This is a genomic window from Desulfosalsimonas sp. (genome assembly GCF_055149105.1).
The window spans coordinates 1-17,066 of record NZ_JBSRLA010000043.1; the positions used below are offsets into that span (position 1 = coordinate 1).

Consider the following 17,066-nt stretch of genomic DNA (forward strand, 5'->3'; position numbering starts at 1 on the left):
ACAGTTTGAAATTTTTTAGCTCCGGCATTTGCTGAATTTTTCCGTAAACGCTCAATGTCGCTTACAAACCGACCCCGCCCTTGGACTTCCTTGGAAGGCTGATTTCAGATGGCGCCGTAAAAGTTCAAGATCAAGGCTTGCGCAATTTCGAAGAATGCAGCGTACTTATCCGTAGGTGAAATTCTGAGAAATTGCGCGTAACGCAGATATTGGACTTTTACGGCGCCATCAACCAATAAGCAAAGAAATCAGCTCTTGTCCGATTCCGGAAAAAGCACCAGGGCCGTGCGGGTGGGCAGATAAAGCTGCAGAAAATCCCGGGGACCGTCATGGGTGTCTTCATGAAGGGTCAAATGCCGCTGGCCGGAATAAAGGCGCCCGTGGCCGCCGTATGGCTCCGCATCCGAGTCCAGGATGGTGGTGTAGGCGCCGGCCGGGGCTGGAATCCGGTAATCGGTATAGGATCGGGCGGGATGAAAGTTGAATGCAAACACGCACCCGTTTCGCTCAAATGCCAGGACCTTGTCGGATTCATGATGGCACAGCAGGCCGGGCCCGGCCTTTGACAGAATCTCACATTTTTTGGCCGTTTCAATCATGTCCCGGTCAAAATCGCCCAGACACCTGAATTTCAGATCCGGGGCATCGGCCAGATGCCATTGCCTTCTGGCATAGGCGTAGGACCAGTTGTTCTCAGCCCTGGGAAAATCGATCCACTCGGGATGGCCGAACTCGTTTCCCATGAAATTGAGATACCCGTGACCGGCTGTGGCCAGGGTGATCAGCCGGATCATTTTGTGCAGGGCCACACCCCGGTCCACTGTCATCCGGGGATCGTCTTTGTGCATGTGCGCATAGATGTCTTTGCCGATCAGCCGAAAAATCAGGGCCTGATCGCCCACCAGGGCCTGGTCGTGGGATTCGGCATAGCTGATGGTCCGCTCCTCTGCCCGCCGGTTGGTCAGCTCGTGCCAGATCGTCCCCAGGGGCCAGTGCTCGTCGCTATATTCCTTGATCACCCGGATCCAGTAATCGGCAATGCCCATGGCAAACCGGTAATCAAAGCCAACGCCTCCGGATTTGTTTTCCAGGGCAAGCCCGGGCATTCCCGAGACATCCTCGGCAATGGTGACGGCATCTTCGCGGATTTCATGGATCAGCTTGTTGGCCAGGCACAAATAGGCCAGGGCATCTTCATCCACGCTGTGGTCAAAATAATCATCATAGGAAACAAAAGCTTTTCCCAGCCCGTGATGGGTATAGAGCATGCTGGTGATGCCATCGAAGCGAAATCCGTCAAACCCGTACTCATCAAGCCAGAACCGGCAGTTGGAAAGCAGAAAGTGCAGGACCTCTGTTTTGCCGTAGTCAAACAGCTTGGAATCCCAGCTGGGGTGATGTCCCCGGTCGCCTGCATGAAAATATTGATAATCCGTACCATCAAACCGGTTTAAACCCTCTGCCTCGTTTGCCACGGCATGGGAGTGAACAAGGTCCATGAGCACGCAAAGACCCGCCTCATGGGCGGCATCCACCAGCTCCTTGAGCTGCTCCGGGGTGCCGAAGCGAGATGATGCCGCAAAAAAGTTTGACACCTGGTAGCCAAAGGAGGCGTAATAGGGATGTTCCTGTACGGCCATGAGCTGGATGGTATTGTATCCGGCGGCAGCGATGCGCGGCAGCACCCGGTCCACAAACTCGCGATAGGTGCCCACCTTCTTTTCCTCCTGGGCCATGCCCACGTGCACCTCATAGATCAGCGGCGGCCGGTCCGGGCAGACAAATCCGGGATGACGCCACACATAGGGCGAATCCGGCAGCCATACCTGGGCATTGAAAATCAGGGTATCCGGATCCTGAACCACCCGGCGGGCCCATGCGGGAATCCTGTCGCCGGAGCCACCGGGCCAGTGGATCCGAAGCCGGTAAAGGTCCTTGTGCCCCAGCCGGTCTTCGGGCATTTGGATTTCCCATACCCCCGGGGCCGCTGCGGGTGCCAGGGCAAAGCCCCGGTCCTCCTTCCACCCGGTCATGTCGCCGATGAGATAAACCGCCTCGGCATTGGGCGCCCACTCCCGGAACACCCATTGATTGTTTCGCAAATGCAGGCCGAAATACTCGTGACCGGAGGCAAAATCGGCCAGGGACTGATTGCCCCCGGTCAGGCGGTCCTCCAGGGCGCTGATGGAATCAGCCCGTCTGCGAAGGGTCTCCGCATAGGGCTCCAGATACGAATCAAGTGCGACAAGCTGCTGCCAGGGTTCCATGGCGTTTCCTTGTATCAGGCGATTTCAGAGGAATGGGAGACCAGAGGCCGGTGAAGCATTTTTTCATACAAATCGATGTATTGCCGGGCCGTGACCTCGTGGTTGAAACGCGCCGCGCTCTGCTCCATGATCCGTTGGATCTGCGGCTGTTTTACCCCCGGGGGCTGCCGGTAAAAGGCCATGGCCTGGTCCACGGCCCACATGAGCCCAGCCGCATCCAAAACCTCGAACAAAAACCCGTTTCCGCGATGGTTTGCCATATCCAGGTGTTCCACCGTGTCATGGATTCCGCCCGTATCATGGGCAACAGGCAGGGTGCCGTACTTGGGCCCGATCATCTGGGGCAGGCCGCAGGGCTCGAAACTCGACGGCATGAACAAAAAATCAGCAGATGCATAGGCCAGCCGCGAAAGGGGATCACTGAAGCTGCAGACCGCCACTTGTTCCTCCAGGCCGTGGAAATGCACAATGTCAATAAAATAGGGCTGAAACACCCCGTTTGCCACAAACACGACCTGGATCTGCTCATCATGATACCTGGACACCATTTTGTACAAGATATCGGCCAGCACCTGGCAGCCCTTCTGTACCGGATCCAGCCGGGACGGCCAGAAAAAAAGCGGTGCCTCGGGATTCTGGACCAGGCCCAGGTGCTTTTGCAGATAGCGCTTGTTGGCCCGCTTGCCCTCGGATGCATCAGAGGGCGTATAATTGCGGAACAACTCGGGATCCGTGGCCGGATCATAGCTCGGATCCGGGGCGTTTAAAATCCCGTAGCCGCAGTCGGCCTCCACCTTGTTGGTCAGTTCCCGGCGGAGGGCATCCGAGATAAACCCGTGCCGGCCGGAAACAATTTCATTTAAAAACGTGGGACTCACCGTATTGACGAAATGAGAGCCAAAAACCCCGGAAACAAGGAAATCCACAGGATTCCCGCCCCGGCTCTGTTCATAATTGACCGCCATGTGATCATAATACAGGTTCTGCCAGAAGGCGGCCGCGTCAATGCCCCGGTCCTCGATTTCGGATAAGGCGGCTTTGACCGTGTGAATGTTATGGATGGTAAACAGGCATGGAATGCCGACCATGCGGGAATATCCCGGCACCAGACCGGTCATCCAGTCATTGCAGTGGATCAGATCCGGCCGGACCCGGGGCAGGATATTGTTGATCACCTCCCGCTGAAACGCCAGTGCGATTTTCATGTTTTCCTGGGAAAGATTGGAATACACGTGATGCACGTAATAAAAGGCCCGGTCCTCGGCCAGGTGCAGCCGGTCTTCGGGCAGGTACTTGCGGTAAGTATCCAGCTCTTTCTGGTAAATATCCCATAGCGGGCCGATGTGTTTGTGGAAAATACCCCGATAATCCGGCAGCGCCACATGCACGTCCGCGCCCAGGGCAAACAGCTTGCTGATCAGTGCGGCTGACACATCAGCCAGCCCCCCGGCCTTGGCCGAGAGATAGTTGGCAATATTGCCCATACCCTGGGGCAGGTAGGTCACTTCCGGGGTCACGATGAGCACACGGGGATTGGTTGTCTTTTCCGGCATCAAAATTTCCTGTCGGTGTCAAGCACCGGATTACGCCCAGGTCAGAAAACCCGGCGCGTTTTTCAAATAATCATCGCCCCGCGGCGTGACACGGGCCGTAAAACCAAACCGGCCGGCCTCCTGGCAGACCACCTCGCAGGTATAGCGGTAACTGCCCCCGCCCAGGTCTTCTGCCACGGACATGGGGCACACCTGGCTGTTTTTGAGCTCGTCAACGCTTTTCAGGCTCCCGTAATAAAGCTCTACTTCCACATCCCCGGGCTCCAGGGCCCCGAGGTGAACCTTTGTATCCACTTGAAACCGGTCGCCCACACGGAAAGGCACTTCAATGTCGCTTTGCGGGGGCTCGATGCGAACTTCGGGCCACTCCCGCTTCAGGCGTCTTCGTTGGGCCACCAGTTTTCCGGCCGATTCTGCGTTGTTTTCTGTCAAAACACCATGGTTTCGAACCGCAGGCAGATAATAGTCCTTTTCATAATTGCGCACCATGCCGTGGGCGCAGAAATTTCCCAGCACCAGCTTCATGGAATTTTTCATCATATCCACCCACCGATCCGGGGTATCGCCTTCCCTGCGGTCATAAAACGTTGGGATTACGTCATTTTCAAGGATGTTGTACAGGGCCCGGCACTCCACCTGGTCCTGGTAGGCATGGTCCTCATATTCCTCGCCGTTGCCGATGGACCATCCGCAATCCGGACTATAGGCTTCGGCCCACCACCCGTCGAGGATGCTTAAATTCAGCACTCCGTTAACCGCGGCCTTCATGCCCGAAGTCCCGCACGCTTCCAGAGGCCGCCTTGGGGTGTTTAACCACACATCCACCCCCTGAACCAGGTAACGGGCCAGGTTGATATCATAATTTTCCAGAAACACGACTTTGTTTCGCATGCCCGGCCGCCTGGAGAACTGCACCACCTGACGGATCAGGTCTTTGCCTTCATGGTCCTTGGGATGGGCCTTGCCGGCAAACACAAACTGCACGGGCCGGTTTTTGGACCCCACGAGCTTTTCAAACCGCTCTGGATCCATAAACAGCATGTAAGCCCGTTTGTAGGTGGCAAACCGGCGGGCAAATCCAATGGTCAAAATTTCCGGATCCAGCACGGACTCCACTTCCTTCATAACCGCTTTGGGCGCATTGCGGCGGCCGTACTGCCGGACCATCATGGAACGACATGCCCGCACCAGGCGGGACCGGCTCATCTCGCGCGCCCGCCAGATTTCCTCGTTGTATATTTGATCGATGCGCTCTGCCCTGTCTGTATCATAGTCGGTGGCATACCAGTCCGGACCCAGATAGCGTTCAAAGAGCATGTGATTTTCAATGGAAATCCAGGAGGGAATGTGGATGCCGTTGGTTACGTGGGAAATGGGCACCTCCTCCACCGGCCGCTGGGGCCAGACATGATTCCACATGCCCCGGGCCACCTCTCCGTGCAGCCGGCTGACACCGTTGCAGAACTGGGAAAAATTGTGCCCCAGCACAAACATGGACAGCTTGACATGGGGATCAAACTTCTCTCCGGTCTGCCCCCAGGACAAAATCCTATCCACATCCGTGCCCAGCCGCTTTTGATATTCCTGCAGATACGGCCGCACCAGTTCCGGGGGAAATTCGTCATATCCGGCTGCCACGGGCGTATGGGTTGTAAAAACCATGCTTCGGGGCACGATTTCCATGGCGGTCTGCAGGTCCACATTTCTGGACTCCATGACCTGGGCAATGCGCTCAACGCATACAAAGGAGCAATGCCCCTCGTTCATGTGGCATACCGCCGGTTCAATACCCAGCTTCTTTAATGCCTTCATGCCCCCGATTCCCAGCAGGACTTCCTGGGCCAGGCGCACGGCGGAATCGCCCGGGTACAGACTGGCCGTGATTTCACGCAGTTCAGGGGGATTTTCCGCAATATTGGTATCCAGCAGATACAAGGCAACCCGGCCCACCATGATCTTCCAGACCTTGGCGTAAATCAGCCCGCCGGACGCCTCCACTGAAATGGTCAGTTCATTTCCCTGCGAATCCCGGGCCCGGCGCACGGGCATGTGAAATATATCGGTTTCCGGATACTGCTCCTGCTGCCAGCCTTCATGATCCAGGTACTGGTGAAAATAGCCCTTTCGGTACAAAAGGCCCACGGCCACCATGGGAAGCGCCAGATCCGAGGAAGCCTTGAGGTGGTCTCCGGCCAGCACCCCCAAACCTCCGGAAAAAAACGGCAGGCTTTCATGGATGCCGAATTCCATGGAAAAATAGGCAATCTGAGCGTCCGCGCCGTAAGGGGTTTGGGAATAATCCACCGGGGTTTCAATCTCTTTTTCAAAAGCCTTCTGAACCCGGTCTAAGTGAGCCAGAAATCCGTCATCCTTAAGGCTCCGCTCAAAGCGCTTCTGGGCAATCATGGTGGCAAAGATCAAGGGGTTGCGGTTGGACTGACTCCATAGCCGGGGATCGACACGCCTGAAAATTTCAATGGCATCCAGGCGCCAGGACCACCACATGTTGCGGGCCAATTTTTCCAGAAATTCAAGTCGTTCGGGAATCTTTGGGAATACCTGGTAAGTTTGCAAACGGGTCATGGTTTCCTCTGTTGTTTTCCGGATTTCTTCCCGGCTGCTGTCTCCAGCTGTTTCAGTACCCGGTACAGCTCACTGGCCCCCCACGCCTGGGCGTCGCATCCGCGCTGGAAATGCGGATGATCGCCGTCGACGATTTCCGGTACATGTCCCAGACACCCGCTGTTGATCAAACAAGTGCTGCTGCCAAGCCAGTTTTGCGCCGTGGCAATGCTGTTTTCTCCGTACACAGTTGCCCAGGCTTCACAAAAAGAGGGAAACACCCAGGTCCATGCTGTACCATTGTGGTAAGCCGGCTTTCGGCTCGTATCCTCATCTCCCTGGTACCGTCCCTGATACGGATGATAAGGATCTGCCAGCAGGTGATTGTGATGCCACATTTCCAGCGGATGAATCACCGGCTGATCCGCCAGACTGCGGATGGCGCCGGGTACCAGCAATTGGGAGCAGGCATCCAGCACTGACCGGCAGATTTCCGTATCCGTCACGGCGCCAAGGGTGAGTGCAAAGAGCTGATTGGGCCGCAGGGCATCGTCGGCCGCGGCCTGATCCGGCCGGGCGCCGGACTCGCAATGAAGGCAGTCTGACAAATAACCCCGCCATTTATTAAAATAACAACGCAGAACGGACTTGGCCACCCGTTGGGCGCAATCTTTTAAATCAATATCAATTTCGGCATGTTGTGGCGGTTTCAGCCCGGACACAAACACCAGGGCCGCATACCACAGGGCCTGGATTTCCACCGGATAGCCCTGGCGTGGGCTGGCGGCCGGATAATTGGTATCCATCCATGTAAAATGGGCCGGGCTGAAAACCAGACCGGTTTTCCGGTCCATGCGGATACCGTTGGGCGTGCCGCAGATATAGCCGGAAACAATGGAAAACAAAATCTGCCGCAGGCTCCGGCCCTCAAACGGTTCGTCCAGGAAATCAACGGAATTGAGATCTTCGGCCAGGTCCCGGCACGCGACGGCAAACCACAGGGGCGCGTCAGAAGTATCCCGGTTGCCCGCATCATGGCCGTGGATCATATTGGGCAGGGTACCGTCCTTTTCGTACTGGCCGAACATCCGCAAAATATTTGCGGCTTTTTCATGCTCGCCTGCGGCGATCAGGGCCCTGCAAAAAATCAGCGAATCCCGGCCCCAGTCCAGAAACCACGGGTAGCCGGCAATCACAGAGGCATAGCCCTGACGGGCCACCACGTAATGGTCCAGGGCCTGCTTCATGGCCGCGGCCACGGGCAGGGGGGCGGAGCTGGCTGCGCTCAGATCCGGCTGTCCCGTGGATTTGTCCCGGGCCGCCTCCCCGGCAGTGTCCATGGAGGCTTCCAGCATCATGGACTGACCGCCGGCAAGCCGGCATGTGAAATAACCCGGGCTGAACAGATCCGAGTTGGGATCCAGGCCCCTTTCGGCCTCCACCGGACGATATTCCATGTACTGCCACTCCGGCTCCCGGACAAATGCGGCCCCGGTCATATTCACCGAAAGTCCGTGCTCCGGATCGGGCTGAAAATAAAACCCGTTTTCACGGGCTTCCACGGCATCGGGCCATGTATGCTCCGGGCCCGTAAACGCCTTGGTGACATCATGGAAGCTGCGGTTTTCAATGTCGGGCCGCACAATAATCCGCACCCGATGCTGGTCTTCGAGCTGATCTGCCGAGTCCTTCGGGTGTCTGAAAAAATAAAGCCGCACCCGGTTTTCACCTGCTATCATCGCCATTTGCACGAAAAACCGGATATGGCGCCCGAGCCCTGTGGGTATCCGGTATTGCCAGCAAGCCCGGCCGTCATAATCATGGACAAATCTGCGAAGGCAATCCGTGCGCACGGCCTGGGCATAATCCTGATAAACCAGCCAGATCCGGCACCGGGAAAGCATGATCCAGCGGTCAACGGGCGCAGCCGGATCCGGGTTGGCCGCAAGCAGTGCATCATAGCGCGAGCGCATGCGCCGGGCATAAGTGGCAGCCCGCATCATAGCCCCCCTGCCGTTTGTGGCCAGAAACAGAAACGGCTGGGCCATAAGCCGGGTGCGGGGAATTTCGCGCACCACCCCCACCTTCTCCAGGGGTGCCAGATACAGCAGATTTCCGGTTGCCCGGACACTGTCATGACCGGAATACAGGGTGAGACGAAGCTCTGCCCTCTGGTGGTCCGCACTTGCGGGCCCGGGGCGGATCAGGGCAAAACAGCTGCCATCTGCTGCGCACAAGGCATATTTCCCGGATACCACCTGATTGTTGCAGCGCAGCTGCAGACGGAAATCCGAAGATGCCCGCACCAGCAGAAAATGGCCGGGCGGCACCATCACCTCTCGTTTTGCATCTTCGGGCCACTGCCAGACAATGGCACGGGATTCCGGGCTTTCCGGGTTCATCTGCCGCAAAAAAGCCTCGGGATCATCCCGGAGCTGCCTGGCGGCCGCATCCGGGTCAAAACCATTTAAGTCGCAGGTGCCGTGGTAAAAGGCAAATACCTCCAATACCGCAGCCCGCAGCTGCTGGTGGACAACAGATGCGGAAACCCGATTGCCGGCCTGCTCAAAATCCCGTATCCGTTCCGGCTCCCCGGGTGCATTGCTCAAACACACAACCTGCCCGGGCGCCAGAAGCATCTGCCGGCAGTTGTCCTGTTTTTCCGCCCGGATGCGGGCTTCGCTGACCAGGTCCAGAAAAGCGCCGTCTGCCAGGGGCTCGATCACATCCTCCCACCGGGCCGGCACCGCGTTGTCCGCATCCAGGTTGGCTACAACCAGCAGCCGGTTTTGGCCATGGCGGTCATGGCGGAGCAGGGCCGCAAAATTGCCCTCCTGTGCCATGACAAAACGCAGGCCCGCCCCGGCGGCAAAAGCCGGATGGGTCTTGAGAAGTGCGTTTAAGCGCCGGATATGATCCACCTGGTTTTCTTCCGCCCCCCAGTTTAACGGCGGGGACCCGTGCACGTCGATTTTCTCCGTTGCAAACCATTCCACGCCGTTGGCAAAGGCAAATCCGCCCCCCACCGACATCAGGGCCGCAACAGCGGTGCGCATGCGGGCAAACCGTTTGGAAACCGATGCCAGACGGTTGTTGTCATGGGTTTCGGCAAAATGAATCATCTGGCCGTCGGCTTCAGAAATGTCTTGCACCAGGGCCATGTGGGCCATCACCTGGCCTCTGTCATAATTCTGGAAAAGCTCGGAATAGGCCCAGTTGAAATTGGCCGTATTCAGAATCTCCCGGGTCACGGAAATTTTCCCCCCGAGACCTTCCAGAAAAAACAAGGTGTCCGGAAACTGCTCACGCACCCGGGCCACAATATAGCGCCAGGCCGCCACAGGAATCATGTATCCGGCATCACAGCGAAATCCGTCCGCTCCCCGGCGGCACCATGTCAAAAACACCTCTGCCATGTACTGCCACAGATCCTGGTGACTGTAATCGAGCTTGGTCAGATCCTCCCAGACCACGCCCCAGGCCCCGGGCATCTGGATTTTGCCGTCTTTTTCCCTGTGCAGCCACTCCGGGTGGATTTCATGCAGGCTTGCCCCCCAGCCGGTATGATTGATGGCAATATCGAGCAAAATCCGGCCGCGCCGGGCATGGATGGCATCGACCAGCTCCATGAACTGCTCCAGAGGTGTGGCTGCAGGATCAAATTCCGCCATGGCCGGATCCACGGCCGTAAAACTCTGGGCCGCATACGGACTGCCGAACCGCCCCATGCGGCCATAGGTGGTGGGCGTGGGATGTACGGGCAAAAGCTGTATATACGGGCATCCAAGATGACCGATGATAAAATCCAGCTCATCGATCAGGTCCCGGAACTTTCCTGACGGAGGTATCACTGTGTACCCCCGGTGATCCAGGGACTCGAAATCCGCAGCCCCGGGCGGCGGCTGCCGCTGGTGCTTGTTGGGCCCGAACTGACGGACAAAGGCATTGTAAATGATATTGCCGCAAACCGTTTCCGCCGGCTCCACGTTGATGATCGTGTTGGGACCGGACGGCCATACGGGCGACTCCTTTCCCTCGGGCAAAAAAAACGCCTTGGCCTCGAAATGGCCCACTTCGGTTAAGCCAACAGTCAGCTCAAAACGGCCCTCTCCGGCCGGGACCATGGGGATATCCGACCAATCGTGATACAAGATGGGCTCGTTTTGCTCAACCTGGCAGATCACCTCCTGCCTGGCCAAAGCCGCCCGGCCGAGGTTGGTACGCAGCCAGGCAGTGCCCGGACCCTGGCCGGGTACATGCAGATAAAAAACAACGGCATCGCCCCGGAAGGCCAGATGCTTTTTGCCCGGGGCCGGGCTCTGGGACAAATCCTGGGATACTGTCATCTCAGTCCGCCTGCTCCGGATTTTCGCTTTGTACCCGGCCGGCCGGACCAAAGGGCCGAAGCCATATGATCAGCTGCGGCAGCAGGGTCAGTGCGGCCACCAGGGCGATGAACATGGCCAGCCCGGTAAACACCCCAAAAACAATCGTGGGGATGAAATTGGAGGTGGCCAGGATGGAAAACCCGATGATGATGATAATGGTGGTGTAATACATGGCATATCCGATGCTTCCGTGACAGCGCTGCATGGCCTGCAGATAATCGCCGTCTTTTTGAAATTCCCGCTGAAAGCGGTGTATGTAATGGATGGTGTCGTCCACGGCAATACCCACGCTGATCGAGGCAATGGTGATGGTCATGATGTCCAGGGGGATATTGGCCCAGCCCAGGGTCCCAAGCACCACCCCGGTGGCCAGCAGATTCGGGAAAATGGCGATCAATGCGATGGTAAAGGATTGAAACAAAACCAGAAACATGATCATCAGGGCCAGTATCACCAGTCCCAGGGTCATGATCTGGGAGCTGAACAGGCTTTGCAGAACATCATTATACAACACCAGCATGCCGGTGAGTTTCACACTGTCTTTGGCAAACCCCAGTTTTTCCTCTACATCGTGCTGGATTTTTTTCAAAAGCGCATTTCGCCGCAGTTGCGGATCCGAGTCGATAACCCGCAGGCTGATCCGGGCCTGGTCATGTTCCACCGAGGCATACGGGGCCACGAGCATCTGCCGGTATTGTTCGGGAAATTCATTGAACAAAAGGGCCGCGTCAAATGTATCCAGCGGGCCGCCGGTCAACCGCTCGGCCACCTTTATCAGGGTGGCAAGCGACAGCACCTTTCCGGTGTGATCCAATCCATCCAGGTAATCGTGAAGTGTTTCAATCCGGTCGAGCCGGTGTGGTGTAAACCAGTACTTACCTGAATCCGCCGGATCATCAAATTCATCGAATTCGGAAAACGCATCAAACCCGTCTGACCCGCCGCCGTCGTCACTGGCCGGCTCCGGTTGGGCCTGCGTGCTGCTGCCGTTAAAATCAATGATCACATCCAGGGGGGTGGTGCCGCCCAGCTTCCGGTCAATAACGGTCATGCCCTGGTGGATTTCCGTGCTGGACTTGAAATAATCAATAAAGGCGTTTTCCACCCGCAGCCGGACAATGCCGGCCGCGCTGAGCAGCAGGGCCACCAGGCTTAAAATAACAATCATCCGGCCGTGGTGACGGGTAAAGCCCGCAAGCCACCGGGTCAGGGCAATGCGCGAGCCGCCCCCGCTGGGCGGGGGTGCTTTTTTAAACAGCACCAGTGCGGCCGGAAAAAATATGAATGTAACAGCCAGGGATACCACGATACCCGCGGACATCATCCAGCCAAAGGTCTGCACGGGCTTGATGCCGGCAAACAACAGGGACCCGAATCCCGCAATGGTGGTCAGCCCCGCGTATATGCACGGGGTCTTCATGGCCTTGACCGTCTCTGCGGTCAGCCGGGCGTGGCTTTTATGCGGAGCGGCAAGGATCAGTTCCCGGTAGCGGACCACCAGATGAATGGAAATGGCCATTGTAATAATCAGCTGCAGGGCAATAAAGTTCGACGATACCACCGTGACCTTCCATCCGAACAATCCCATCAGCCCCATGGTGGCAACAGCCGAAAGCCCGCAGCTGACCAGGGGCAGCACAACCCATCGCACCCGGCGGAAAATCAGCCAAAGCACAATTGTCATGCACAGCAGCACCCCGCCGCCGTAGACCTTGAGATCCTTTTGGATAAAGCGCATCAGGTCGTTTGCCACCATGCTCACGCCCCCGAGAAACAGGTCCGCGTCATTTTCATGGTTTTCCATGATCGTTCGGATGGCGGCGATATCCCTGCTGCGCTGGGCCTCGATACGATTCCAGTGTTTGTCGATAAGCGACTGGAGCCGCTGCATTTGCCTTTCTTCCGCCGGGCTCAGCTCCCCCTGCCCGGCCTTGGCCCGAAGCTGCTGGCGCTGCTGCCAGACCTTGTCATATGCAGGGTCGCTTTTGAAATTGATCTGCAGGGCCGTGGTTTCAAGATCGGAACTCACCAGCAGATCCTGGTACAGGGGACTGGTCTGCAGCTCCTTTCTGGCAAGGGAGAGGTCCACATCCGGAGACGACAGGGTGCGGACATTTTTCACCAGTTCGGCAACCGGCATGGGCGGGCTTTCCAGAAGCGGCACATCCAGGATGGTGACCACCGAGGCAACACGGTCCATGTCGGCAATTTCATCGCGCAATTGGCCGATCCGGGAAAGCACTTTCTCTGACAGCAGATCCCCGGATTTCGGGCTATAGGCAATGACCAGAAAATCATCATATCCGAATCGCTCGATGATCTTCTGATAGTAAAGGTAATCCGCATTGTCCTGCTGCACCAGGGTATCGGCGGATGCTTCGATTTTCAGATCAACTGCATACCGGGCCAGCACAGCCACGGCCATTAAAATGCAGACAAGAACCAGGACCGGTCGGGCAAGCACCACACGGTCAAAAAACCGGTCAATAAGGGGCGGATCTTTTTTCATAAATATGGGTCACAATGCTTTCTGCGGTCGGTTTAGCCGTTTTCATCGGGTGGCTGGATCTCTTTGACAGCCTCAAGCAGATCCTCTGCCGTGCCGTCGGCCAGAATCTGGTCAAACTGGGATCTGTAGCTGCGGATAATGCTCACCCCGTTGATTTCCACGTCATAAACTTTCCAGGTGTCACGGGAGGAATAAAACTTATACACCATGTCCACGGTTTCATCCCCGGCCCGGACCGCCACCGGCACGTACACCTTGTTGTTCTGCTCTTTGACGGGCCGATACTCAAAAGCCGCATCCGCATCCCCGGAATACATGGAGATCTTGTCAAAATAGGAATCCTTGAGCCGGGTGACAAAACGCCGGGTGAAAGTCTCCTGCTGATCTGCCGAAAGCCCGGTCCAGTGCCTGCGGCCCAGGCTGAGCCGGGCCATGAGTTCGTAGTCAAAAACCGGATCCACGATATCCTCGATCCGGCTGGTTTTATCCGCCTCGCTGAGATCCGGGCTGTCCAAAACATCGATGACCTCGCTGATCTTTTCCTTCAGCAGACTCTGGGCACTTTTGGCCTCCACGCGGCCGTGGGCGGCAAACAGGGCCAGGCCGAAGATCAGCGCCAGGACCCATACGGTAATGCGTGCAGATTTTTTCATGTTGTCTACTCCTGGATTTTCTTTTTCCGGTTTTGTTCATAGGCATTTCGTAAAAATATATACCAGTCCACGGCATCCTGTTTCAACCGCTCGTATTCTCCCAGGTGAAGGGAGGTATAATTGATCCGGTCATAGGCGGAAATGGCAATGGATACTTCAGAGGGATCCACATAAGCCACGGGATTTAAAAACCTGTCCGGAACTTTTGACACGGCATCGCGCAGGTTGGATGGCCCCATTACCGGCAGCACCAGGTGCCAGCCGCCGCCCACGCCGTAATGCCCCAGGGTCTGGCCGAAATCCTCGGGATAGGCCTCCAGATCCATCCACCATCGGGCGGGATCGGCAAAACCGGCCACCCCCACGGTGGTATTGACCACGAACCGGGCTGTTTCCACCCCGGCCCGCCGGATTTTGAGCTGAAGCAGATTGTTGACAAACCTGAGGGGATAGCCCAGATTCTTAAAAAACCGGCCAACAGATCTGCGGGCCACAGCCGGGGTCACCTTTGCATATCCGGTGGCCGCGGGCTTGAGTACCCAGAAATAAAGCTTGTCGTTTACCCCGGTCATCCACCGGTTGTAACCGGAAAGCGGGTCAGCCACGGGTTTTGAGCCTGTTTCGCCGTCAAATTCATCAAACTCGTCAAATTCATCAAAGCCGTCGGCAGAGCCATTGGCCGAATCCCGGCCTGTCTGATCCCCCTCTGCCTGATCTGCGGCAACCGCAAAACCGGTGCGCGCCCCTCCGGCCGCAGTCTCCGAAGACTGCAAAGACGGCTGCCCCGCCCATGCAGCCAAGGCTGCTGCAAAAACAAACAGACCCGCCAGCATTGCAATCCCAATGGGCCCTTTTCCGGATTGTTTCCCGGATCTCTGATGATGCTGAACCATTGCCGATCTACTCCTTTCCTGCTTTTGCGCCTGTGTTGGCGCGTTTGGCCGTCCAGTCATGAAGGCTCCGGATTTCAGCGGCAATCTGCTGCATCTGATCCATCACCGCTTCAGCATCAAAGGAAACCAGCCGGCCGTCGTCCACAACAGGCACCCCGTTGATCACCACGTGCTGCACGTCAGCTCCGCCTGCGGCATACACAAGGTGTGAACAAATATTGTACATGGGCGTCAGATGGGGCTTATTGGTGTCAATAACTATAATATCGGCTTTTTTCCCCGGCTCCACAGAACCGGTTACCTTGCCGAGTCCCAGGGCACGGGCCGCATCAATGGTGGCCATGCGCAAAACAGTACCGGCATCCATCACCGTTGGATCCATCTGGTTGACCTTGTGAATCTTGGCGGCGGCATCCATTTCCATGAACATGTCCAGGTTGTTATTGCTGGTGGGCCCGTCTGTTCCCAGTGCAACGCAGAGTCCGGCAGCCTGCATGGCCGGCACCGGCGCAATGCCCGATGCCAGTTTCATGTTGCTTTCCGGGTTGTGTGAGACCTTGACATCATGGGCCACGAGCAGTTCAATGTCGGCCTCGGATACAGCCACGCAGTGGCAGGCCAGAAACCGCGGTGACAATACCCCGATATCCGCCAGATGAGCCACCGGACTTTTGCCATGGGTTTTGCGAATCTGCGCCACCTCCCCGGCGGTTTCAGCCACGTGCACGATCATGGGAATTTCGTGTTCTTCTGAAACTGCCGCGGCCCGCCGGAGCAGCTCCGGCGCGCAAAGATACGGGGAATGGGGTTCCACGGCAATGGTAATCAACGGATGATTGCGCCACCTGTCAATGAGCTCAAGGGTATAATCAAACCCCTTATCAATGGGTCCGTAATTGGGGGAATCAAAATCATAGAGCACCTCCCCCGCAACCGCCCGCATGCCCGCCCTGGCAGCGGCTTCAGCCACGGCGTTTTCAAAAAGGTACATATCCGCAAAGCAGGTGGTTCCTGAAAGCATCATCTCCGCGCACGCCAGCATGGCGCCGGTATAAACCCGCTCATGGCTGAGCCTGGCTTCTGCGGGAAAAATATATTCATTGAGCCAGGTCATCAGGTCCATGTCATCGGCCAGGCCCCGGAAACAGGTCATGGCCGCATGGGTATGCGTGTTGATCAGCCCGGGCATGATAATGCCGCCGTTGGCGTCAATAATGCGGGCCGCGCCCCTGATGTCGGATTTTTCCGCCGGCCCCGCGGATACGATACTGTCTCCGGATATTGCCACGGCACCGTTTTGAATCACGGTACCGCGGTCATCCATGGTCAGCACCGTGCCGTTGACGATCAGCAGATCCGGGCTGTCCGGAGAATTCGCCATTTAAACCTCCCTGACAATACCGGATAGCAGTTCACCCAGGACAGGAGCGGATTTCTGCGCTGTTTGGATAATCGCCTCCAGGGTGGCGGCTTCCGGGCAATCCGGATCAGCAATGTTGGTGATCAAGGAAAACCCGCAAATGCGCATCCGGGCATGAACTGCGGCAATGACTTCCATGACGGTGGACAGCCCCACGGCATCCGCGCCGATCTGACGCAAAAACCGCAGTTCGGCCGGAGTTTCCAGAGACGGGCCCTTCAAACCCGCATACACCCCCTTGTGCAGATGGATTCCGGATTTTTGCGCAGCCTGCATGGCACTATTCATCAGCCCGGTATCGTAGACGGCTGACATGTCCGGAAAACGAATTCCCCAGTCTTCATTATTGGGCCCCAACAGGGGATTTTCACCGGTAAGGTTGATGTGATCGGAAATGGCCATGATATCGCCTGCGGAAAAATCCGTACAAAGCCCGCCTGCGGCATTGGTCACAATCAGGATCTCTACCCCCAGGGCCTGCATGAGCCGCACGGGAAAACAAACCCTTGGGGCGCTGTAGCCTTCATAAAGATGAAACCGGCCCTGGAGGACAAAAACACGCCTGCCGTGAATCTTTCCGAAAATCAGCCGGCCGGCATGACCCCGGACCGTGGATGCGGGAAAGTGGGGAATCCGGTCATACGGAATTTGAGCTTCCGGCTTCATGTCCACCATAGTTTCGGAAAGCCCGGTACCGGTGGTAATGCCGATGCCGGCTCCGTCCACGCCGATGCCGTCTTTCACATAAGCGGCCGCCTCTCTGACCTGCTGCCAGTAAAAATCCTTGTTTTGCTGGTCTGCCTGCAACTGAATGCCTCCTG

Annotated in this window: 9 protein-coding genes; all 9 read right to left on the reverse strand. The window is 57.0% G+C overall.

Going from position 1 to position 17,066, the window contains the following annotated elements; translation table 11 throughout:
* Window positions 1–248 precede the first annotated feature (248 nt).
* The 9 genes from ACTCIA_RS11165 to ACTCIA_RS11205 are packed head-to-tail and all read right to left on the reverse strand — an operon-like array spanning window position 249 to window position 17,052.
* A complete protein-coding gene (locus tag ACTCIA_RS11165; RefSeq protein WP_463001899.1) occupies window positions 249–2,267 on the reverse strand; it encodes an alpha amylase C-terminal domain-containing protein in 2,019 nt (672 codons plus the stop codon).
* 14 nt (window positions 2,268–2,281) lie between these two features.
* Entirely contained in the window at window positions 2,282–3,820 is a 1,539-nt protein-coding gene (locus ACTCIA_RS11170; RefSeq protein ID WP_463001900.1) for a glycogen synthase, read from the reverse strand.
* A 30-nt stretch (window positions 3,821–3,850) separates the two neighbouring features.
* Window positions 3,851–6,403, reverse strand: coding sequence for an alpha-glucan family phosphorylase (gene glgP, locus ACTCIA_RS11175; RefSeq protein ID WP_463001901.1), 2,553 nt, complete (start codon window positions 6,401–6,403; stop codon window positions 3,851–3,853).
* Window positions 6,400–10,728 carry an amylo-alpha-1,6-glucosidase gene (locus tag ACTCIA_RS11180; RefSeq protein ID WP_463001902.1) on the reverse strand — a complete coding sequence of 1,443 codons (4,329 nt, stop codon included), beginning with the start codon at window positions 10,726–10,728 and terminating at the stop codon, window positions 6,400–6,402. The genes glgP and ACTCIA_RS11180 overlap by 4 nt, the downstream gene beginning before the upstream one ends.
* 1 nt (window position 10,729) lies before the next feature.
* A complete protein-coding gene (locus ACTCIA_RS11185; RefSeq protein ID WP_463001903.1) occupies window positions 10,730–13,279 on the reverse strand; it encodes an efflux RND transporter permease subunit in 2,550 nt (849 codons plus the stop codon).
* Window positions 13,280–13,311: 32 nt separating this feature from the next.
* Window positions 13,312–13,932, reverse strand: coding sequence for a Tgt2/MlaC family protein (locus ACTCIA_RS11190; protein WP_463001904.1), 621 nt, complete (start codon window positions 13,930–13,932; stop codon window positions 13,312–13,314).
* Window positions 13,933–13,937: 5 nt separating this feature from the next.
* Window positions 13,938–14,825, reverse strand: a complete 888-nt coding sequence (locus tag ACTCIA_RS11195; protein ID WP_463001905.1) for an MlaA family lipoprotein — start codon at window positions 14,823–14,825, stop codon at window positions 13,938–13,940.
* A gap of 7 nt (window positions 14,826–14,832) precedes the next feature.
* Window positions 14,833–16,206 carry an amidohydrolase gene (locus ACTCIA_RS11200; protein ID WP_463001906.1) on the reverse strand — a complete coding sequence of 458 codons (1,374 nt, stop codon included), beginning with the start codon at window positions 16,204–16,206 and terminating at the stop codon, window positions 14,833–14,835.
* Window positions 16,207–17,052: a purine-nucleoside phosphorylase gene (locus ACTCIA_RS11205; RefSeq protein ID WP_463001907.1), complete on the reverse strand. Its 846-nt coding sequence runs from the start codon at window positions 17,050–17,052 to the stop codon at window positions 16,207–16,209.
* Between the last annotated feature and the right edge of the window lie 14 nt (window positions 17,053–17,066).